General features: G+C 69.6%; 19 protein-coding genes. 11 read left to right on the top strand and 8 right to left on the bottom strand.

Annotated features, from left to right (window positions below):
* Positions 1-29: 29 nt before the first annotated feature.
* The 6 genes from JRI60_RS37345 to JRI60_RS37325 are packed head-to-tail and all read left to right on the top strand — an operon-like array spanning position 30 to position 4,826.
* Positions 30-953 (top strand): DUF3667 domain-containing protein, encoded by a 924-nt coding sequence (locus JRI60_RS37345; protein ID WP_204220686.1) that lies wholly within the window; start codon positions 30-32, stop codon positions 951-953.
* Between the two features lie 59 nt (positions 954-1,012).
* Positions 1,013-1,480: an MAPEG family protein gene (locus tag JRI60_RS37340; protein WP_204220685.1), complete on the top strand. Its 468-nt coding sequence runs from the start codon at positions 1,013-1,015 to the stop codon at positions 1,478-1,480.
* Between the two features lie 13 nt (positions 1,481-1,493).
* Positions 1,494-2,585 (top strand): hypothetical protein, encoded by a 1,092-nt coding sequence (locus tag JRI60_RS37335; protein ID WP_204220684.1) that lies wholly within the window; start codon positions 1,494-1,496, stop codon positions 2,583-2,585.
* A 12-nt stretch (positions 2,586-2,597) separates the two neighbouring features.
* Positions 2,598-3,698, top strand: a complete 1,101-nt coding sequence (locus JRI60_RS37330; protein WP_239469944.1) for a hypothetical protein — start codon at positions 2,598-2,600, stop codon at positions 3,696-3,698.
* Positions 3,699-4,079: a Tox-REase-5 domain-containing protein gene (locus tag JRI60_RS53755; RefSeq protein WP_239469943.1), complete on the top strand. Its 381-nt coding sequence runs from the start codon at positions 3,699-3,701 to the stop codon at positions 4,077-4,079.
* 9 nt (positions 4,080-4,088) lie between these two features.
* On the top strand, positions 4,089-4,826 hold the full coding sequence (locus tag JRI60_RS37325) for an Imm52 family immunity protein (protein WP_204220683.1): 738 nt from the start codon (positions 4,089-4,091) through the stop codon (positions 4,824-4,826).
* On the opposite strand, the gene JRI60_RS37320 is transcribed toward JRI60_RS37325, so the two are convergent.
* From JRI60_RS37320 to JRI60_RS37305, 4 genes are read right to left on the bottom strand one after another with little or no spacing between them, the layout of a single operon-like run.
* The gene (locus JRI60_RS37320) at positions 4,795-5,721 is read right to left on the bottom strand and encodes an ATP adenylyltransferase family protein (RefSeq protein WP_239469942.1); all 927 of its coding nucleotides are present in this window, start codon (positions 5,719-5,721) and stop codon (positions 4,795-4,797) included. The genes JRI60_RS37325 and JRI60_RS37320 overlap by 32 nt on opposite strands.
* Positions 5,722-5,741: 20 nt before the next feature.
* Positions 5,742-5,999 carry an acyl-CoA-binding protein gene (locus tag JRI60_RS37315; protein WP_204220682.1) on the bottom strand — a complete coding sequence of 86 codons (258 nt, stop codon included), beginning with the start codon at positions 5,997-5,999 and terminating at the stop codon, positions 5,742-5,744.
* A 34-nt stretch (positions 6,000-6,033) separates the two neighbouring features.
* Positions 6,034-7,023 carry a hypothetical protein gene (locus tag JRI60_RS37310; RefSeq protein ID WP_204220681.1) on the bottom strand — a complete coding sequence of 330 codons (990 nt, stop codon included), beginning with the start codon at positions 7,021-7,023 and terminating at the stop codon, positions 6,034-6,036.
* 60 nt (positions 7,024-7,083) lie between these two features.
* Positions 7,084-8,580, bottom strand: a complete 1,497-nt coding sequence (locus tag JRI60_RS37305) for an amino acid permease (RefSeq protein ID WP_204220680.1) — start codon at positions 8,578-8,580, stop codon at positions 7,084-7,086.
* Positions 8,581-8,725: 145 nt separating this feature from the next.
* Between JRI60_RS37305 and JRI60_RS37300 the strand changes: the two genes are divergently transcribed.
* The 5 genes from JRI60_RS37300 (at position 8,726) to JRI60_RS37280 (ending at position 15,366) form a co-directional block, all read left to right on the top strand.
* Positions 8,726-9,031 (top strand): hypothetical protein, encoded by a 306-nt coding sequence (locus tag JRI60_RS37300; RefSeq protein WP_204220679.1) that lies wholly within the window; start codon positions 8,726-8,728, stop codon positions 9,029-9,031.
* 105 nt (positions 9,032-9,136) lie between these two features.
* A complete protein-coding gene (locus tag JRI60_RS37295; protein WP_204220678.1) occupies positions 9,137-10,369 on the top strand; it encodes a TolC family protein in 1,233 nt (410 codons plus the stop codon).
* A complete protein-coding gene (locus JRI60_RS37290) occupies positions 10,366-11,559 on the top strand; it encodes an efflux RND transporter periplasmic adaptor subunit (protein WP_204220677.1) in 1,194 nt (397 codons plus the stop codon). Before JRI60_RS37295 ends, JRI60_RS37290 begins: the two co-directional genes overlap by 4 nt.
* 12 nt (positions 11,560-11,571) lie before the next feature.
* Positions 11,572-14,685 carry an efflux RND transporter permease subunit gene (locus JRI60_RS37285; protein WP_239469938.1) on the top strand — a complete coding sequence of 1,038 codons (3,114 nt, stop codon included), beginning with the start codon at positions 11,572-11,574 and terminating at the stop codon, positions 14,683-14,685.
* A gap of 141 nt (positions 14,686-14,826) precedes the next feature.
* Positions 14,827-15,366 carry an ester cyclase gene (locus JRI60_RS37280; RefSeq protein WP_204220676.1) on the top strand — a complete coding sequence of 180 codons (540 nt, stop codon included), beginning with the start codon at positions 14,827-14,829 and terminating at the stop codon, positions 15,364-15,366.
* Here JRI60_RS37280 and JRI60_RS37275 read toward each other — a convergent pair.
* From JRI60_RS37275 to JRI60_RS37260, 4 genes are read right to left on the bottom strand one after another with little or no spacing between them, the layout of a single operon-like run.
* Positions 15,340-16,260, bottom strand: coding sequence for a LysR family transcriptional regulator (locus JRI60_RS37275; protein WP_204220675.1), 921 nt, complete (start codon positions 16,258-16,260; stop codon positions 15,340-15,342). The genes JRI60_RS37280 and JRI60_RS37275 overlap by 27 nt on opposite strands.
* Positions 16,257-17,957 carry a sodium:solute symporter gene (locus JRI60_RS37270; protein WP_204220674.1) on the bottom strand — a complete coding sequence of 567 codons (1,701 nt, stop codon included), beginning with the start codon at positions 17,955-17,957 and terminating at the stop codon, positions 16,257-16,259. The genes JRI60_RS37275 and JRI60_RS37270 overlap by 4 nt, the downstream gene beginning before the upstream one ends.
* Positions 17,954-18,106: a hypothetical protein gene (locus JRI60_RS37265; protein WP_204220673.1), complete on the bottom strand. Its 153-nt coding sequence runs from the start codon at positions 18,104-18,106 to the stop codon at positions 17,954-17,956. The genes JRI60_RS37270 and JRI60_RS37265 overlap by 4 nt, the downstream gene beginning before the upstream one ends.
* The gene (locus tag JRI60_RS37260) at positions 18,103-20,589 is read right to left on the bottom strand and encodes a PIG-L family deacetylase (RefSeq protein ID WP_204220672.1); all 2,487 of its coding nucleotides are present in this window, start codon (positions 20,587-20,589) and stop codon (positions 18,103-18,105) included. Before JRI60_RS37260 ends, JRI60_RS37265 begins: the two co-directional genes overlap by 4 nt.
* Between the last annotated feature and the right edge of the window lie 79 nt (positions 20,590-20,668).

Raw genomic sequence — 20,668 nt, 5'->3', positions numbered from 1 at the left:
GGGGAGGGGGACACTGGGCCCCACGCACCATGTCCCAGCCCGCCCCCGTCCCCGCTCCGTCCCCGCAGGCCGAGCCCACCGTGGCCGTCCTACCCCTCGAGAAGTGTCCGAGCTGCGGCGAGGAGGTGCGGGGGCGCTACTGCTCGGGCTGTGGACAGAGCCACGCCGACGTGCGGGTGCCCTTCTGGAAGTGGCTGGGCGACTACCTCACCGACACCTTCCACCTGGAGTCGAACCTGGCGCGCTCGGCGGGGATGATGCTGCGGCGTCCCGGAGGGCTCACGGTCGCGTACCTCGAGGGCCAGCGCTCCCTCTACGTGCGCCCCTTCCGGCTCTACCTCACGGCCAGCTTCCTCTACTTCCTCGCGTTGACGGTCATCCACCCCGAGGGCCTCTTCGAGGTGCGGTCGCGGGTGGACGCGCCCGGCGAGGTGGTGGTCACGGTGGGTCCGTCCCTGGCGGAGTTGGATACAGGCCCGCAGGCGCCCGCGCCCAGGCCGCTGCTGCACGAGGACTCCGAGTTCAAGCGCCGGCTCAACCGCATCGCCATGAGTGGCTCGGCGGGGAAGGAGCAGGCCTTCCAGGCCATCACGCAATCGCTGCCCAAGGCGATGTTCGTGCTCGTCCCGGTGTTCGCCCTGCTGCTGCACCTGCTGTATCGGAAGACAGGGCGCTTCTACGCGGAGCACTTCGTCTTCACGCTCCACTTCCATGCCTTCGCCTTCCTGGCGGCGGCCGCCGGCATCGTCGCGGGCCTGGCGCTGGGCCCCAAGCGCTTGCCGGTGATGCAGCCCCTCATCCTGGGCTACCTCTTCCTGTCGCTGCGGCGGGTCTACGGGCAGTCGCTCATGCGCACCGCCTTCAAGACGGCGGTGCTGTATGGCGGCTATGGCCTCATGCTCCTGCTGACCGTCACCGGGGTCGCGCTGGGCAGCCTCTACTTCGCCGACTGAGCGCGAGCGGGCGCGTGGCTGTCAAAACGGCCGCGCTGCTGCTACATCGCTCATCTCCCATGAACGATCTCTTCACGAACGTTGCCTCCAGTTTGATGCTGGCCGCTCCGGGCTTTCGCCTCTACGCCCTGTGCGCCATCGTGCTCATCCTCAAGATGAACGCCGTTGGCATCTACACCGCGAGCACGCGCGCCCGGCTCAAGGTGGCGCTGAACCCCGAGGACGCGGCCCGCTTCGGCGCCCAGCTGGCGACCACCGAGCACCCCGACGTGGAGCGCGTGCTGCGCGCCCATCGCAACGACCTGGAGAACATCCCGGGCTTCCTCGTCCTGGGCCTCATCGCCGTGCTGGCCGGCGCGCCGGTGCTCGGCATGCAGATCTGCTTCATCGCCTTCACCGCCGCCCGCGTGGGGCACAGCATCGCCTACATCAAGTCCATGCAGCCGTGGCGCTCCATCAGCTTCGGGATCGGACAGCTCTCCACGCTGGCGCTGATGGTGATGATCCTCATCCGGCTCGTGGCCTAGGGAGCCCTCGTCCATGTCTCGCATCCTCGACAGCCTGCCGGTCCTCTACCGCGACCTGTTCCCCGACTTCTTCCGGAAGGAGATTCCCGTCGAGACGAAGGCCACGTGCGCCTCGTGCGCCATGTGCCAGAGCTCGGGCCAGGGAACCGTCGAGTCCGTGGATGGCGTGAGCCGGCTGTTCCGGCCGGACACCAAGTGCTGCACCTACTACCCCAAGCTGCCGAACTACCTGGTGGGCGCGCTCCTGTCGGACGAGCGGGACGAGCTGGGCGAGGGGCGGCGGCGCATGGGGGAGAAGATCGCCAGCCGCGTGGGCGTGACGCCCCAGTGGGTGAGGCCCTCGGCGCGCTACAACCTGCTGTATCGCAACTCGCGGCAGTTCTTCGGCCGGGCGGCGTCCATGCGCTGTCCGTACTACGAGCTGGAGCAGGGCGGCTGTACCATCTGGCCCTACCGCGAGGCGGTGTGCTCCACGTTCTATTGCAAGTACGTGGCGGGGGCCGACGGGCGGAAGTTCTGGATGACGCTCAAGACGTACCTGGCGCTCGCGGAGATCCAGCTCTCGCGCTACGCGGTGCTGCAGTTGATGCCCGAGTTCATCCTGGCCGGGAAGGACAAGCCGGACCTGTCGGAGACGCCGACCGTCGAGGACCTCGACGACAAGCCCCTGGCGGAGAAGGAGTACGCCGCGCTGTGGAGCAGGTGGGCGGGCCGTGAGGGCGAGTTCTACCGGGGCTGCTTCGACATCGTCCGGGGCCTGTCCGCGGAGCAGATGGAGAAGATCATGGGGCTCGATGGAGTCATCGAGCTGAAGGTGTTGGAGAAGAGCCACCGGGACGCGGTCGCGCCCGCGCTGCCGAAGGTGCTCAAGCTCAACCCCGAGGCCACCGTGAAGTGGCTCCCGGACGGGAACGTCGCGCTGGGGGCCTACAGCGAGTACGACGCCGTCGCGCTACCCGGCATCGCCTACGGGCTGCTCGTGGAGTTCACGGGCCGGGAGCCCGTCGAGGCGGTGCGCCAGCACCTGCGCCAGGAGAAGCAGGCGGACCTGCACGAGGACATCCTGCTGGAGCTCTACCGGCACCGGATCCTCATGGAGGCCTGAGCGGCTGGAGGCATGGGCCTGGGTTCATGTGGAGGGGAGCGCCGGACACCGGGCCCCCTCGTCCTGGTGGCGCTGGTATTGCTGGGGGGATGTGCCACGGGCCGTGCGCCCACGCGTCCGGCTTCTCCCGACTGGATGATGGGAGTGGATGGGAGCGCGGGTGGCTTCCCCGAGCCACTGGCGGATGCTTTCCAAGCGGTGCAGGAAGCGTGCGGTCTGGAGGAGGAGTCGCGACATCCAGCGGGCGCGGCGCTCTACACACAGCAGGCGCGTCAACTCCTGAGCCACCTGGCGAAGACGCGCGTGACACAGCGGAGCTTCGCCTCGCGAAGGGTCCTCGCATGGCTCCTGGGTGAAGTGTTCGAGGGTGGCGAGCGCGTGGAATACGCGGAGCTTTCGCGGCGCACCGAGCGCTTCAGGCCCCTGGTGCTGATGCGCCCCGACGGCTACCTGGTGGCGGCGCTCACGGGCAGACCCATTCAGCGCATGGGGCAGGTGAAGCTGGTACAGGGGCAGTGGAAGGTGGGCAACCTCGTGGTGGGCACCTTCTACTTCTCGCGTGGCGGCGTCCTCTACCCGGTGAATGATGCCCTGCGGCGCGTGAACACCGTTCCCTGGGCCGAGCTGGGCCTGGAGCGCGACTGGTTCAATGCCGCCCTGGACGGAGCGCAGGATGCAATCGGAGAGATGGCGCTGGCGTTCGGTCAGTCCGTCCTCCACCCCATCCGCGGTGCCCAGGACCTCGCGCAGCTTCCCAACACGGTGGCGCTGCTCATCGCCTCCTCACCCGAATACTTCGAGCGTTTCGGTGCCATGTCATTGCAGGACCAGATCCGCGAGGCGGCGCGGCTGTCCACGCACCTGCTCATGCTGTTCGGAGGTGGAGAGGGGGCGGTGGGCACGGTGGGCCGCGCGGGCGGGCTGGGCGCGAAACTGCCGGTGCTGGCACTCACGGCCGAGGGGGTGCTGGAGATGAGGACGGTGTTGGTGGCGGGGGGCACCGTGGCAACCACGCTCGGCGTGGAACTGGGCACCTTCTCCATCCTCCACATGGCCAACCTGGGTCAGGGAAACACCGGCAAGGTGGCCTCGACGATGGGTCCTGGCAGGTGAGTGCACAAGACGCCCACGACTGACTCCGAGGATGCCCTGAACTACCAGGAGCAGGTGACGGGGCGGCCTGCCTGGTTTGTGTACATGATTGGTGAGGAGGAGTTCGACGGCTTCAACGGTACGGAACTGTTGGAGGCCAAGGGACCCCGCTACATCAAGTTCTTCAACAACGATGGCACGCCCAAGTATTGGTACGTGAGGTCAGGAGGATTCAACGAGCTGATCGAACAAGCCAGTGCTCAATCGAGAATGGCCGAGCGGGTAAAGCTATCGCTGACGTGGCATGTGGCCGATGCCAAGGTCGCGGAGTTCCTTCGCGAAATCTTCAAGGATAGAGGATGGAACAACATCACCGTCCGCCATACACCGCCAGCCCCGTGAGGAGTGCGAATGAAGGAGAGGTATTATGTGGGCGCATACTGGGGACCGCGTCAGGAGACAGCGCTGGAGTGCGCCCGGCGCGCGGAACTCTTCTTCCTCATGTTGGCACGGTGTGACCCGACGTTTGCTCAATGGTACCGGGCGGGCCGTGGAGCCCCACGCGATCTGCCAGGCCACCCCATGCCTCAAGAAGTAAAGGAACTCGAGGCGTTGTTCCTTCAAGGGCGAATCCGCACGAGCTCCAGCCGGAAGGTCATTGAGGAGCTAGGCTTCAGCCAGATCATGTGGAATGCGAAGAAGGCCGCCACCGATATTCACCTGTCTTGCGGTGCATACTCGCCGTGGGGTGGGCCCAACGTGTGCCTTCTCTATCCCACGACCGAGGAGCCAATTCGGAAGCGCCTGCTGCGCGCACCCGTGCTGGCCCAGGTGCTCACCAGCATGGTCACCGCGTGGGACCCCGACTTCGCCATGGCCACTTCGAGCGAGATGGTGAACCTCGTCGAGAAGCGCAAGTGGGAAGTACGGATGGGTTGGTTGACGTACCTGTCGCGTCGGAGGGGCACGCTGCCTCCGCTGCCCGAGCCCGTGCGCATCGAGCCGGTGGGGGAGCTGGGATGGCTCCTCATCCTCTCTCCCGAGCTCATGACGGCGAGCAACCCCGAGCACGTGGCATTCACCGCGCACGTGCGCGAGCTGTTGGACCGCGCGGGTCTTATCGAGCTTCCGGCTCCGGCGACGCCGTAGGGGCGGGCTGGGAGACCTGCCGCAGCAGCCCCAAGGGGCCGAGGGCCTCGACCTGCTGCAACTGCTCCTGCGTCTTGACGAGCAGCGAGCCGGCGAAGCCCAGGGCGTTGACGTTGATGCCGTGGGCCTCGGCGCGAGGCCTGGGCACCAGCAGCATCCAGTTCCGCGTGGCGAGCAGGTTGTACGGAGAGAGCTCCTGATGCATTCCGACCGCGGCCCTCAGGGCCTCGTAGGCCTCCAGCATCCGCGCCGCGTCCTCACCAGCCACACCCTCCCAGCGCCCGAGGCCCGTCACCGCGTGGGCGAAGCCCAGGGCCGGCACCGTGGTGACGTGGCCCCGCGCCGGCGGTGGTGAGAGCAGCTTCTCCATGGGAGCGCGCAGGCCCTCGGGACCGAGCGGCGGCGTGAGCTGGAGGTGCTTGTGCCGCTGGCTGGCACCGGACATCTCGCCCGAGTTGTAGAAGGCCAGCCCGTCCAGTCCCTCCATGCAGAGCGCGAGCGCCTCGAAGTCGGCGTGCGTCAGCGGCGACTCCTGCTCCTCGAAGGCCCGCGTCACGATGAGCAGGTGGTGCTCGACGACGTTGAACTTGTTGAGCAGGCACAGGTGCGTGGGCGTGACATCCCCCACCGTGAGGTCCGGCTCCGGGTTCTCGAAGGGATCGAACCCGGGACGGGGCGGCTCCTTCTTCCGGCGCTCCTTGAGCTGCACCCGGCCGAGCACGCGTACCTGGAAGGGTACCCCCTGGTGCTCCACCGTGTGGCACTCGGTCGCGATCGGCTGCAGGGCGCCGGTGGCCAGCCCCTGCCGGGTCGTGCTGAGAATTCGAGGCCACAGCTCCTCGGGACGCAGGGGCGGCGGAGGGGTAGCGGGGGGCGTGTTCATCGCGACGGACATTCCCTGTGGGCCTTCAGCCGTTAGCCGCGCAACAGCTTCTCCACCAACGCCACGTACTGCTGCATGGCCGCCTCGCGCCCCAGGCCCTTGCGGCCCGCCCAGGCGTCGTACTTGGCGCGGCCCTTGATGTCGAGCATCCCCGGGCGCTTGCCCTGGACGTCGCCGTCGGTGGCCTGCTTGAAGAGCGAATACAGCTCCAGCAGCGTGTCGTTGGAGGGACGGGTGGTGAGCGTCTTCACGCGCTCCTGCGCTGAACGGAAATCATCCTCGAGTGCCATGGGGTATCTCCTGGTATCGCAACGGGGTGGGGCCTTACTTCACCTGCGTCAGCTCTTCCAGCCAGCGCGCGAAGGGCTCCGAGGCCACCACCGGCGCCAGGCGCCCGCGCAGTGACTCCCGGCCGAGCTTCTGGAACGTCTCGAGCAGGCCGAGCGTCCCGAGCACCTCGCGCACCGGGCGCTTGCCGTCCCGCTCCATCGCGCGAGCGAGCCAGCCCTCCAGATCCGTGGTGACGTCCCTCGAGCCGAGCCACTGGGAGAGCGCCTTGCGCACCACCGCCGCGCCGCCGGGGACGTCCGCGCGCGACAGCTCGCGCCCGAGCCGCTCCAGGGGCAGGCCCAGGATTCCGTCCAGGATGGCCACGCGCATCTCCGCCTGCTCCGAGGCCCGGCCCGGATCGCTCAGCGCGTCCGCGAGCTGCTGGAAGATGCCGGACAGCGCCGAGTCGGTGAAGTCGCGGGCGCGCTTCTCCACCTGGCGCTCGATTTCATCGGAGAGCGCGCTGGCGATGCCACCCAGCGTTCCGCCCGAGCCCTTCGCCTGTTCGGCCGCGAGCCGCGCCAGGCCGGAGAAGCCCTTGGCGATGCGGTTCTCCGTCACGGGGGCGCTCACCTTGCGGCTGAACTCGATGAGCACGTTGAGCAGCAGCCCGCGCGCCAGCGAGCGGACGGGGGGCCGGTCCAGCACCGCCATCACCACCGCCCGGTCCGGCGAGTAGCGGCGGGAGGCCAGCTCCGCCAGCCCCTTGGCGAGCTCCGGGGGCACGGCCTCGCGCACGGTCCGCTTCTCCTGGGTGAGCTGGAGGTGGAGGTGCTCGAGGACGGAGGCGAGCTCCCGGTCGGCGGTGTCGGAGGCGAGCCACCCCTCGAGGGCGGCCTTCAGCGCGCGCGCCAGCAGGGGAGGGGGGAAGAGCGTCTCGAGCGGCTGGGACAGCTCGTGCTCCACGACGAGCGCGGCGAGACGATCCAGCGGACCATCGGGAGAGGCATCCTGGAGTCGAGCGAGGAGATCCTGGGTATTCATGGGCGTGTGCGGTCCATCGAGACGGATGTAGTCGACTACACCTGGGAACCCTCGGCCACCTCAGAGCGGTCCGCCGAGGTCTCCCGGTGGAGGCTCTGAGGGAGCTGTCCCTCCCCGGGCGAGGCGCGAGTGCTTGTGGCCATAGCCGAAGTAGATGGCAAGCCCGAGCGCCATCCAGCCGAGGAGCCGCAACCACGTCGCCAGCCCCAGGCCCACCATGAGGGTTCCGCAGGTGAGGATGCCGAGGATGGGCACCACGGGCTTGAACGGGGTGCTGAAGGGCCGGGGAATGTCCGGCCGCCGATAGTGCAACAGGAGGATGCCCCCGCAGACGACGATGAAGGCGAACAGGGTGCCGATGGAGACCAGCTCCCCCAGCAGACCGATGGGGAACAGCCCCGCCACCGCCATGGACACCACGCCCGTGATGAGGGTGGCGACGTAGGGCGTGTGGAAGCGCGGGTGCACCCGGCCGAAGAAGTGGGGGAGCAGGCCGTCGCGCGCCATCGCATAGAAGATGCGCGGCTGTCCCATCAGCATGACGAGCACCACCGAGGCCAGCCCGGCGATGGCCCCGATGCTGACGATGGGCCTCAGCCAGGACAGCGCCGGCCCCGCCTTCGCGATGGCCACGTACACGGGCTCGGCCACGTTGAGGGTGCTGTAGGGCGCCAGCCCCGTGAGCACCAGCGCCATCAGGACGTACAGCAGGGTGCAGATGGCCAGCGAGCCCAGGATGCCGACGGGCAGATCCTTCTGCGGGTTGCGCGTCTCCTGCGCGGTGGTGGAGACCGCGTCGAAGCCGATGTAGGCGAAGAAGATGATGCCCGCCCCCGACAGCACCCCGCTCCAGCCGAACTGGCCGAAGGTCCCCGTGTTCTCCGGCAGGAAGGGCTTCCAGTTGTCGGGCTCCACGTAGAACGCGCCGAAGCCGACCACGAGCAGCACGACGCCCACCTTCAAGAAGACGATGATGTTGTTGACGCGCGCCGACTCGTGGATGCCGATGACGAGCAGCCCCGTGATGAGCGCCACCAGCAGCACGGCCGGCAGGTTGATGATGGCTCCAGTGGCGTGGAACAGGTGACCGCCCGGCTCCACGTCGAAGGGGGCGCTCGTCAGCTCCGGTGGCAGTTGCCAGTGCAGGTAGTCGCGCAGGAAGGCGGTGAAATAGCCCGACCAGCCCACCGCCACCGCGGAGGAGGCGAAGAGGTACTCGAGCATGAGATCCCACCCGATGAGCCAGGCGACCAGCTCGCCCAGGGTGGCGTAGCCGTAGGTGTAGGCGCTGCCAGCCACGGGGATCATCGCCGCGAACTCGGCGTAGCACAGCCCCGCGAAGAGACAGCCCACTCCCGCCAGCACGAAGGAAAGGACGATGGCCGGCCCCGCGTGTTGCGCCGCCGCCGTGCCCGTCACCACGAAGATGCCCGCGCCAATGATGGCTCCCACTCCCAGCAGCATCAGGTGGACGCCACTGAGCGTGCGGTGCAGCTCGTGCGTCTGGCCCTCCTCACCTCGCAGCTGGGCAATGCTCTTCTTCGACCAGATGCCCATGCGCGGCACTCAACCCCTCTTTTCCCTCTCACGGAAGGAGAAACGAGCCGCCGCCTCCACCCAGGTTCCTGCATGACACTTTCGCGCTCCGTGAAGTGAGGGTTGTGCGGGCGGGTCTCGCGCCGACGTGCTACAAGAGGCCCCGGTGCTCCGGATCTGGTTCTTCCTCGCTCTGCTGCTGTTCGCCCCGGTGGGAGGTGGCTTGTTGCCGCCCGCCAGCTCGGGGGTCGTGTGCACGCAGCGCTGCCAGGACGATGACGAGCGCGGGCAATGTGCCCCGGACTGTCTCGATTGCACCTGCTGCTCCCACCTGCGCCAGGTCGTCCTGACGCCCACCCTCTCGAGCATCCCGAGGGCTCCGAGGCCTCCTCCCGTCGAGCACGAGGAGGACGAGCCCTCATCCGTCGAGGTGGGTGACATCCTGCACATCCCAATAGCCGCCCTCGCGTAAGGCCCTGTTCGTCCATCCGCCTCGAGCGCCATCAGGAGAGGTGCGCCCTGGTCTCCCAGGGGTACCGCCTCGCTCCCGACGCTCGTCTTCATTCGCGAGGTTTCTGTGTTCCACCGTCCGACGACGGCGGCCCTCGGGCTCGCCGCCGTATTGCTCTGGCCGCGCCCGGGTGCGGCCCAACCTTCGTCCGAGCTCACCCTGGAAGAGGTCCTGGCCCTGGCCCGCCAGCGTGCCCCCGCCCTGCTGGAGGCCGCCGGCCGGGTGGCCGAGGCGCGAGGGCCCGTCGCGGGTGCCTCGCCCCTGTTGAACGGCAACCCCACGCTGGAGGTCGAAGCGGGCCCCCGCACCCTGGCCACGGGAGAGCGCGCACCGGATGTCTCGGTGGGGCTCACTCAACCCGTGGAGCTGGGGGGAAAGCGGGGGGCGCGTCTCGAGGCGGCCCGCGCCGGCCTCGCCCGGGAGACGGCCCACCAGCGGGACACGGAGCGGCGGGTGCTCGGAGAGGTGGCGGGCACCTTCCTGCGGGCGCTGCATGCCCGGGAGCGGCTGCGCCTGGCGCGAGAGGCGGAAGCGGCCGCCCGGGATGTCTCCCAGTCCACCCAGCGGCGCTTCGAGGCCGGAGACGTGCCCGTGGTGGACGTCAACGTGGCACGCGTGGCCCTGGCGCGTGCCCGGGCGGACGCGGCGAGCGCCGAGGGCGACGAGGCGGCACTCCTTGGCGAGTTGAGCGGACTGCTCGGCCTGTCCGCGGAGGCCCCCCTCGGGGTGCGCGGTGACTTGAGCGCCCTGGCCTCCCGGTCCGAGGAGCTTCCGCCCACCCCCTCGGAGCGTCCGGACATCACCGCCCTGGAGGCGGAGCTGGAGGAGGCGAAGGCGGAGCAGCGTCTGGGGGAGGGCTCCGCGTGGCCTGATCTCAACGTGGGGGTCCGCTACGAGCAGGAGGGCGATGAGCGTGTGCTCCTCGGCGCCCTGGGCGTGTCCCTGCCGCTGTTCGCCCGGGGTCAGTCCGCCCGGGTGACGGGAGAGGCCCGGGTGCGGCGTCTCCAGCAGGCCCTGGAGGCCGCCCGGAGGACCCAGTCCGTCCAGGTGCGGGCCGCCCTGGCCCGGTACCACAAGGATCGCGAGGCGGTGGAGCTGCTGGAGCGCGAGGCCCTCCCGCTGCTCGCGGACAACGAGCAGCTGGCGCGCAAGTCCTACGAGGCCGGGGAGATGGGACTGGCCGAGTTCCTCATCGTGCGCCGTGACGTCCTCGAGGCCCGCGCCGACTACCTCACCCGCCTCCTGCAAGCCTCCCTCTCCCGCGTCCAACTCGCCGTCCAGGCCGGAGTCCTTCGATGAAGTCCCTCCACCACGTCATCCTGGTGTGCCTCCTCGGGGTCTGCGCCTGCAAGCGCGAGACGCCCCAGCACGAGGAGGGACATGACCACGAGCGGGAAGCCCAGGCCCACGCCCACCGTGAGGGCGAGGACGAGACCCTCGTCCACATCGATCCGGAGATGCTGAGAGACCTGCGCATCACCACGGCCCCGGTGCAGGAGCGCCCCGGTGGAGAGGGCGTCACCGCCCTGGGCGAGCTGGGGGTGAACGAGAACGCCTATGCCGAGGTGGCCTCGCCCATCCCCGCCCGGGTGCTCTCCCTCCAGGCCTCGCCGGGCCAGCAGGTGAAGAAGGGCCAGCCGCTCGTGGAGCTCCAGAGTCCCGAGCTGGGCAGGGCGCGCGCGGCCCTCCAATCCGCCCAGGCCCGCGCCAGTGCCGCCCGGCAGGCGGCGGAGCGCAAGCGCACCCTGGGGGCCGAGCGCATCGTGGCCCAGAAGGACGTGCAGGCCGCCGAAGCCGAAGCGGCCTCGGCCGAAGCGGACGTGGGGGCGGCACACGCGGAGCTGCTGGCGCTCGGCGTGGATGAGCAGGAAGCGGCACGGGGTCGAGCGGCCGCGGGCTTCACCCTGCGCTCGCCCCTCGATGGCACCGTCATCGAGCGCGGCGCCGTGGTGGGGCAGATGGCGGATCCCTCCCGGGCCCTCTTCCACATCGGAGACCTGTCGCGGCTGTGGCTCACCGTCCATGCGTTCGAGCGGGACGCGGTGCGCATTCCGCTCGGCGCCACGGCCCGTGCCACCTTCGCGGCGCTTCCTGGCAAGGACTTCACCGCGAAGGTGGGCTTCATCGGCCAACGGGTGGACCCGGCCTCGCGCACCATCCCGGTGCGGCTGGAGGTGGACAACCCGGACGGCCTGCTGCGGCCGGGCATGTCCGCCTCGGCCTTCATTCCCCTGGGCGAGTCGGGGGCTCCCATGACCACCGTCCCGGCGGCGGCCCTCCAACGGCTGGAGGATGGCTGGTTCGCCTTCCTTCCCAAGGGCGATGGCACCTTCGAGCGGCGCGCGGTGGGGCGTGGCCGCACCCTGTCGGGTGACGTGGAGGTGCTCTCGGGCCTGAAGGCCGGTGAGCAGGTGGTGGTGGAAGGGGCCTTCCTCCTCAAGGCCGAGGTGGAGAAGTCACGCGGAGGGGGCGAGCACCATGAGCACTGAAGGGAGCCTCTCGTGATTTCACGCATTCTCAAGGCGTCCTTCGCGCGCCCCGGCCTCACCGTGGTGCTGGCCCTGGCGCTCTCCGCTTTCGGCGCGGTGGCCTTCGAGGGCCTGCGCCGCGACGTCTTCCCCGACCTGTCCGCCCCCCTCTTCAACGTCATCGTGCAGAACCCGGCCATGGGCGCGGAGGAGCTCGAGACGGCCGTGGCCATTCCGATGGAGGTGGCGCTCGCGGGCCTGCCCGACGTGCGCCGCGTCCGCTCCACCTCGCAGCTGGGCGTCACCCAGGTGACGGTGGAGTTCGAGCCGGACGCGGACTACTTCCGCAGCCGTCAGTTCGTCGCGGAGCGCGTGGCCGCGGCCACCAGTGAGCTGCCTCCCGGGACGGATGCGCCGCTCATCTCCAGTCTCACCGGCCGGCTCAATGAGATCTTCGAGTTCACCCTCGAGGCCGAGCAGGGGGCGGCGGACCTGATGACGCTGCGCGACCTGGCCGAGTTCGAGGTGAAGAACCGGCTGCTCGCCGTGCCCGGCGTGGCGGGCGTGGAGCGGCTGGGAGGCTACCTGCGCCAGTACCAGGTGCAGCTCGATCCGGAGCAGATGGCCGCCCGGGGCATCTCCCTCGACGAGGTGCAGCACGCGCTGGAGGGCGCCAACCTCGACGCCTCCGGGGGCTTCGTGGTGCGGGGGCCCGTGGAGTGGACGGTGCGGGCGATGGGGAGGGCGAAGACGCTGGAGGATCTGCGCGGCACGGTGGTGGCCCTGCGCGGGGGGACACCCGTGCTGCTCGGGGACGTGGCCGATGTGCGGGAGGCGCCCGCCATCCGCCGGGGCATGGCCCACCGGCTCGAGGGCGAGGTGGTGAGCTGCCGCGTCATCAAGCAGTTCGGCTCGGACACCCTGAAGGTGGCGGAGGGCGTGCGCCAGGCCCTCGACGAGGTGCGGGCGGGTCTTCCACCGGGCGTCCACCTGCGCCCCGTGTATGACCAGTCGGAGCTGGTGTCCTCCGCGCTGGGAGGCGTCGGCCGCGCCATCCTCCTCGGGGCCTTCCTGGTGGTGCTCGTCCTCTTCGCCCTCCTGGGAGACCTGCGCGCCGCGGCCATCGTCACCCTCACCCTGCCGCTGTCCCTGGCGCTCGCGGGACTGTTCCTGAAGGCCACGGGCGTCGGCATCAACACCATGACGCTCGGGGGCCTGGCCATCGCGGTGGGCCTGCTGGTGGACGCGGCCATCATCGTCACGGAGAACATCGTCCACCGGCTCCGCGCCGGAGGTGACCCGGGCAACCACAAGGCCCAGGCGCTGAAGGCGGCGCGCGAGGTGGCCCGGCCCATCACCTTCGCCACCCTCATCGTCGTCTCCGTCTTCATCCCGCTGTTCGCCATGTCGGGCATCGAGGGGCGCATGTACCAGCCGCTCGCGGCGGCGGTGGTGGCGTGTCTCGCCGCCTCGCTGCTTCTCGCCCTCACGCTGGTGCCGGTGGCCTCGGCGTTGCTCCTCCGGCCCCGGAAGGACGGCCAGTCGGAGGAGGACGTGTGGCTCATCCGCGTGGTGAAGGTCCGCTACGCCGTGCTGCTCGATGCCTGCATGCGCAGGGCCGGACTCGTGCGCGTGGTGGCGCTCGCCATCACACTGCCCGCGCTGGGGCTCGCCTTCGCGGTGGGCAGCGACTTCATGCCCAGGCTGGACGAGGGCGCGCTGCTCCTCCAGACGATGCTGCCACCGGAGGCCTCGTTGGAGGAGGTGGATCGGCTCAACCACCGCGTGGAGGACGAGCTGCGCGAGTTCCCCGAGGTGGAGGACGTGGTGCGCCGCACGGGCAGGGCCGAGCGCACCGAGGACCCCATGCCGCACACCGTCTCGGACGTGCTGGTGGTGTTGAAGAAGGACCGGCGGCGCGACCTGGAGGCCCTGGAGGCGGACATGCGCGAGGCCGTGGCGAAGGTGCCCGGTGTGTCCGTCCTCTTCACCACGCCCCTGGGAATGCGCATCGACGAGGGCCTGGGCGGCAGCCCCGCCGACGTGTCGGTGCGCATCTTCGGCCCGGACCTGGAGCGGCTCGCCCAGCTCTCGGAGCGGGCCCGTGCCGTCATGGCGCGGGTGAGGGGAGTGGAGGACCTGCGCGTGGAGAAGCTCAGCGGACTGCCCCAGCTGCGCATCGACGTGAACCGCGCCGCGGTGGCCCGGGTGGGCCTCACTCCCGGCGATGTCATCCGCGCGGTACGCGTGGGGCTCGTGGGCGAGGAGGCCTCCCAGGTGTGGCAGGGCCAGCGCCGGTTCGACCTGGTGTTGCGTCTGGCGGACCACCGCCGGGGGGACGTCAACGCCATCCACAACCTGCTGGTGGACGGGCATGACGGCTCGCGGATTCCCCTGAGCCAGCTGGCCACGATCGAGGAGACGACCGGCGCGGGCAGCGTGCGCCGGGAAGCGGGGAGCCGCCGCATCGCCATCGAGGCGAGCGTGGTGGGACGCGACCTGGGGAGCACCGCCGCGGAGGTGCGCGAGCGGCTGGCGGCGGAGCTGCGGCTGCCCACGGGCTACTTCCTCGACGTGGGAGGCCGGGTGGAGAGCCAGGAGCGGGCCGCGAAGTCCCTGATGCTCGCCATCGCGGTGGCGCTGCTCGCCGTCTTCCTGCTGCTGTACCTGGCGCTGGGCTCGCTGGCCGAGACGCTCGTCATCCTCGCGACGCTGCCGGACGCCTTCGTCGGCGGCATCCTCGCGCTGCTGCTGGCGGGGGAGACGTGGAACGTGTCCAGCCTCGTGGGCCTCATCGGCCTGTTCGGCATCGCGGTGCAGAACGGCCTGGTGCTGGTGGCGCAGACGAAGGGGTTGATGGCGGAAGGCAAGCCCTTCCCCGAGGCCGTCCGCGAGGCCAGCATCGGCCGCGTGCGGCCCAAGCTGATGACGGCGGGCACGGCCATCCTCGGCCTGCTGCCGCTGCTGGTGCTGCCGCTCCACGGCACCGAGGTCGAACGCCCGCTGGCCGTGGTGATGGTGGGTGGCCTGCTCACCTCCACGCTCTTCACGCTGCTGGCCCTGCCCACCTTCTACGCGCTCGTCCATGGCGTAAGGGAGCGCGTGGGGTGGCGCCTCGCGGCCCGGAGGGCGCTGCGCCTGAAATGATGCGAGCCGGTGAGGGGGGCCGGCTCCCATTCTTTCCCGTGTCGAAAGGATCCCTTCGCGCCCTGCCCGTAGCTGGCGCCACACGCCTTCCGCATCATCCCGGTATGCGTGACGAACACGCTGAATCACGGGAGATGCACGATGACGATCGCGACCCACTTCCTGTCCGCCCTTGTCTGCTTCGCCGTTCTCGCTGGCGCACCGGCTCGCGCCGCCGAGGAACTGCCCCAACCGAAGAAGCTCACGGTCGACCGTGGCCTGACGTCCGCTCAGGCGCAGACCCGGCTGCAGGCGGCGCGGCGCTACTACGCCTTCTGGAACACAGGGGATGAGCGCTACGCCAGGGCGGCGCTCGCCGAGGACTTCGTGGACCTGAACCTGCCCGAGGGCCGCCCGCAGGGACCGACCGGTCCGCTCGTCGCCTCACGCACCTTCCGCAAGGCGGTGCCGGACCTCCAGGTCTCGGTCGAGGAGGTCTGGGTGGTGGGCGACCAGGTCATCGGCCGCCTGCGCTTCACGGGCCACTTCACCGGCCAGTTCAACGGCATCCAGGGTGATGGCCATTCCATCCAGTTCGACGCCGTGGACATCTACACGGTGAAGGAGGGCCGCATCGCCGCGAACTGGCACCTGGAGGACAACCTCACCCTCCTTTCACAACTCGGCGTCGTGAAGCACTGACCGGTAGGCCGCGCGCAGCTCCTCGCCGAGGAACTCGACGAACACCTTCACCTTCGCCGCGATTCCACGGGTATGGGGGTAGATGGCGTGGATGGGCGCGGCCGGCACCCTGTACCCGGGCAGCGCCACTTCGAGCCGCCCGGCATCGAGGTCCGGGCCGACGTCCCAGAGCGACTTGAGCACGAGCCCGCCACCTTCGAGCGCCCACTCGTGCGCGACCTCACCGTTGTTGGTCACCAGCGGACCCGAGACCCGGACCGTCATCGTCTCGCCACCCCGGCCCTCGAACTGCCAGTCCTGGTTGGGCGGGCTGCCGAAGGCGATGCAGGCGTGGTCCTTCAAGTCGGCCGGGCGCTTGGGTCTGCCCCGCCTGGTGAAGTAGCCGGGTGAGCCGCACACGACGCGATGGTTGGGGGCGAGGCGCTTCGCGATCAGGCTGGAGTCGGGCAGGGTGCCAAAGCGGATGGCCACGTCATGGCCCGTCTGCACGAGGTCGATCACCGTGTCCGAGACGTCGAGCTGCACGCGAATGTCGGGATAGCGCTCCAGGAAGCGGGGGATCAGCCATCCCAACTGGCGCCGGGCGAAGGCGGCGGTCGCGGTCACCTTCAGCAGCCCGCTCGCCCCACGCTTGCGGGAGCGCACCCTCTCCTCGGCTTCATCGATCTCTCCGAGCAGGCGCACGCACCGCTCATGGAACTCGGCCCCCTCCTCGGTCAGGTTCAGGCGGCGCGTGGTGCGGTTCACGAGCCGTACCCCGAGCCGATCCTCCAGACGCGCCAGGCGCTTGCTGACCACGGGGAGTGACATTCCCAGCTCCCGGGCCGCGGCCGAGAGACTCCCCGCGGTCACGACCCGGGTGAAGACGGTCACGTCGAGCAGGCTGTCGATCACGGGGCCCGTGCCGCCCGGGGCATGACGGCCTGGATGGCCAGGCCCAGGGCGACCACCAGCGCGCAGCCGATGACGTTGAACCAGAGATAGCCGATGCCGCTGAACATGAAGAGGGCGATCACCGTCGTCTGCGAGATGAGCGCGGCGATGAAGACGGCGTTCCCCCGCACGTGCTTGAGGAAGAAGGCCACGAGGAAGAGACCCAGCACCGTCCCGTAGAAGATGGACCCCAGGATGTTGACCGCCTGGATGAGGTTGTCGAGCAGCGACGCGAAGCTCGCGAAGGAGACCGCGACGAGGCCCCAGAAGATGGTGAACAGCTTGGAGGCCACCAGGATGTGGTGGTCCGAGGCGTCGCGGCGGACGATCCGCCGGTAGAAGTCGACGGTGGTCGTCGCGCCCAGGGCATTGAGCTCGCTGGCGATGGAACTCATGGCCGCCGCGAGGATGACGGTGATGAGCAGCCCCACGAGCCCGCTGGGCATCCAGTCCTTCACGAACGAGATGAAGATGTAGTCCGAGTCCTTGGTCTCCACACCCGGCAGGGCTCGGGACACCACGGCCTTGGCCTCCTTGCGGACCGTGTCGGCCGTGCGGGCGGCGGCCTGGAGCCGCTCGCGCGCGCTCGCCTCGGCGGAACCATCACCCGCTTCACGCGCCGCCAGATAGCGCTCGGCCTCGGCGCGCTTGTCGGCCTGGACCCGGGTCCACTTCTCCTCGAGGGCCGCGAACTCACCCGCCTGCGCGGTCGCCTGGACCTTCGCGCGCAGGGGCTGGTTGAAGAGCAGGGGCGGCGTGTTGAACTGGTAGAACACGAAGACCAGGAGCCCGACGAAGAGGATCAGGAACTGCATCGGGATCTTCAGGACGCCGTTGAACAGCAGCCCGAGGCGGCTCTCGGTGATGGAGCGGCCCGTCAGGTAGCGGCCCACCTGGGACTGGTCGGTCCCGAAGTACGACAGCGACAGGAAGAGGCCGCCGGTGAGGCCGGACCAGATGTTGTAGCGGTCCTGGAAGTCGAGGTCGAAGCTGACCACGTTCATCCGGCCGAGCGCTCCGGCGACATCCACGGCACGGCCGAAGGACACGTGCTCGGGCAGCCGCCACACAATGACGAGGGCGGCCACGACCATGCCCCCGAGCATCACCACCATCTGCTGCTTCTGGGTCTGGCTGACGGCCTTGGAGCCACCCGTCACCGTGTAGAGGATGACGAGTCCCCCCATCACGATGATGGTCGGCTCCAGCGGCCAGCCGAAGATGGCCGACAGGATGATGGAGGGCGCGTAGATGGTGATGCCGGAGGCGAGCCCGCGCTGGATGAGGAAGAGGAACGCGCCGAGCAGACGCGTCTTCAAGTCGAAGCGCGACTCCAGGTACTCGTAGGCCGTGATGACGTTCAGCCGGTAGTAGATGGGAACGAAGACGGCGCTGACGATCACCATCGCGAGCGGCAGTCCGAAGTAGAACTGCACGAAGCGCATCCCGTCCTCGTAGGCCTGGCCTGGGACGGAGAGGAAGGTGATGGCGCTCGCCTGCGTGGCCATGACCGACAGGCCGATGGTGGGCCAGCGCAGATCCTGATCGCCGCGCAGGAAGCTGCTCGCGGTGTCGCGCTCGCCGCGCGTCCGCCAGAGCCCCCAGCCCACGATGAATGCCGTCGTCCCGATGAGGACCAGCCAGTCGAGCAGTGTCACGAATAGGCCCGGGTGAGTGCCCAGAACAGGGCGATGAACACGGCGAGGGAGCCCAACACGAAGAAGTAGATGTTGCGCCAGGACCCGAGCAGGGGAGGCGCGTCGTCGAGCTGGGGCCGCGGCTTGGAGGTGTTGGAGATGTCGGTCATTGGGCGAGGAGGTTCGCGAGCAGGCGGTAGGCCCCGGGCACGCCCGAGGGAAGCTGACGGAAGAAGGCGAGGCCCGTGTAGACGAAGGTCCCCTTGCCGTGACGGGCGACGAGAAGCCCGCCGCGCAGCGGTTCCTCGCCAACATCATTCATGGCGAACACGGGCTTGTAACGCTCGTCCCACTTCGAGGCGAAGTAGAGGCCCCGCTCCTGGACCCAGCCCTCGAAGTCGGCGGGCACCAGACGGTTGGGGCCCTTCAGGAGCGGGTGGTTGGGGTCCACGGGCGTCATCGCCGCGGTCTCATCCGTCACGCGATCGCGACCGATCTCCAGGGGGTAGGGCCCGACGGAGGCGTTGAGCGGTCCCACGCGGCTGTTGGTGTTGTACTGCACCAGCAGCCGCCCTCCCTGCTCGACGTACTTCATGAGCCGCTCGTGGTGGAGCGCGAGGCGCGGGTTGGCGTTGAAGGCGCGCACTCCGACCAGGATGGCCTCGAAGCGCTCGAGCTTCTCGGAGGCGAGGCGCTCCTCGGGCAGCTGCGTCACCTCGTACCCGACGGCCGCGAGGCTCTCGGCCACGCGATCTCCCGGCCCGGGGATGTAGCCGAGCCGCCGGACCTTCGTGGCCAGGGTGAAGGGCACCAGCGCCGCCTCGGAGGGTTGGCGCACGGCCAGCGGCGGGATGTGCTCGTGCGTCACGGTGCGCACTCGCCACGACTCGGAGCGTCCGCCACTGTCGACGACGACGCGCAGTCGGCCCCGCTCGCTCGCGCCCTGGGGCGGGGTGACCTGGAAGCGCACCGTGCGCTCGTCACCGCGCGCGGCGAGCTGGAACGGCACCTCGGCGGGCTCGGCGCGCCAGCCCTTCGGCACCTCGAGCCGCACCTTGCCGGCCGCATCCGCCTTGCCCGCGGCCAGCACCACCGCGACGGACTGCGCCGTGCCATTGGGGAACATCAGCACGTCCCGCTCGAGCGTCGCCGTGACGGCCGGGACGATCTCGAAGGCCCGGTAGAGCTCACCGCGCACCGGATCCGTCCACGCGTGGACCACCGGCCTCACCACGGTGAAGCGCTTGCCTCCGACCTCGTAGGCGAAGGTCACCGTCAGGGCGGGCTCTCCCTCGGGCCTGCCCACGAGCGCGCGGTCCGGCTCGTCCACGGTGTAGAGGCCACCCGAGACGGACTTGCGCAGCCAGTAGGGCGTGGAGATCCGTGCGTCCCCGGGAATCGCCACCGGCCTGGAGAGCTTGAAGGGCTTGTTGTCGGCCAGGTCGGCACCGGCCGCCACGGACTCGCCGCCCGGGAGCGTCACCCCCACCAGCCGGAGCGCGGCGGGCGAGCGGTTCAGCGCCACCAGGTTCAACGCCACCTTTCCGCCTGGGACGGCCGACTCCTCCGCCGCGCGCGCCTCGAGGAACAGGCCCGCGCACGCGGCCACGAGCGCCTCGGTCTCGCGCAGCTTGAGCGCCTTCCACGGGTTGCTGTCCGGCAGGGCCGAGAGCGCCTCGTGCACGCGCAGCAGCGCCGGGATGCTGCGGTGGGGCGCGCGCGCATCGAACCCGTTCACCGCCTCGTCGATGGTCCGCACGACCTGCTCCGTGCCGCTCCACCGCCGCCACGTGAGCTCGAGTCCCTCGAAGAGGTCGGACTTCGGCTTCGTCCCGGCCAGGGACGTGAAGTACTCCAATTGCGTCCCGCGCTCGGCCGGCACTCCGAAGCCCTGGCTCTTGTGCTGGCTGCAGCTCTCCGCGGAGATCTCCCCCCAGGAGCGTCCCAGCAGCGGGTCATAGCCGCCGACATCCAGCGCGAGGTAGCCCGACATGTCCGCGTCCGGCTTCAGGTTCCAGGTGGCGGCGTTGTTCAGCAGCCTGTCGGCCTTCCACGGCTTCAGCTCCCCGAGCTGCTCGGGGTAGCGCGCCGGGTCGGCCGCCGCCGTGAAGGCCGCCTCCGCCAGGATCGCCGAGGACGTGTGGTGACCGTGATTCGGCGGCTTCGTGGTGAAGCGCGTGATGATGATATCCGGCTGGAAGCGGCGGATGGCGAGCACGACGTCCGCCAGCACCTCGTCGCGCCCCCAGATGCGCAGCGTCTCGTCGGCGCTCTTCGAGTAGCCGAAGTCCCTCGCCCGCGTGAACAGCTGCTCGGCGCCGTCGATGCGCCGCGCCGCGAGCAGCTCGTGCGTGCGGATGAGCCCCAGCAGCTCGTCCTGCTCGGTCCCGATGAGGTTCTGTCCGCCATCCCCACGGGTCATCGAGAGATAACCCGCGCGCAGACCCCGTCCACCGGCCAGGAAGGCCAGCAGCCGCGTGTTCTCGTCGTCGGGGTGGGCCGCCACGTAGAGCACGCTCCCGACCACGCCCAGGCGCCGGATTCCCGCCGCGAGCTCCCCCGCATGGGGCTGCCGGGTGGGTTGCGCGAGTGCCGTCGACCAGACTCCGAGGCTCATGGCCAGTGCCGTTCCAAGAATGACCAGGTTCCGCATTCGGGCGGACCCTAACAAGGAACGCAGCCGCGCTGATGGGAGGATTCCTTATGCCCGCCGCGCCATGACGCCCTGGGTC

Source organism: Archangium violaceum (assembly GCF_016887565.1).
GTDB classification, from domain to species: domain Bacteria; phylum Myxococcota; class Myxococcia; order Myxococcales; family Myxococcaceae; genus Archangium; species Archangium violaceum_B.
This window is presented reverse-complemented; position numbering and strand designations above follow the sequence as displayed.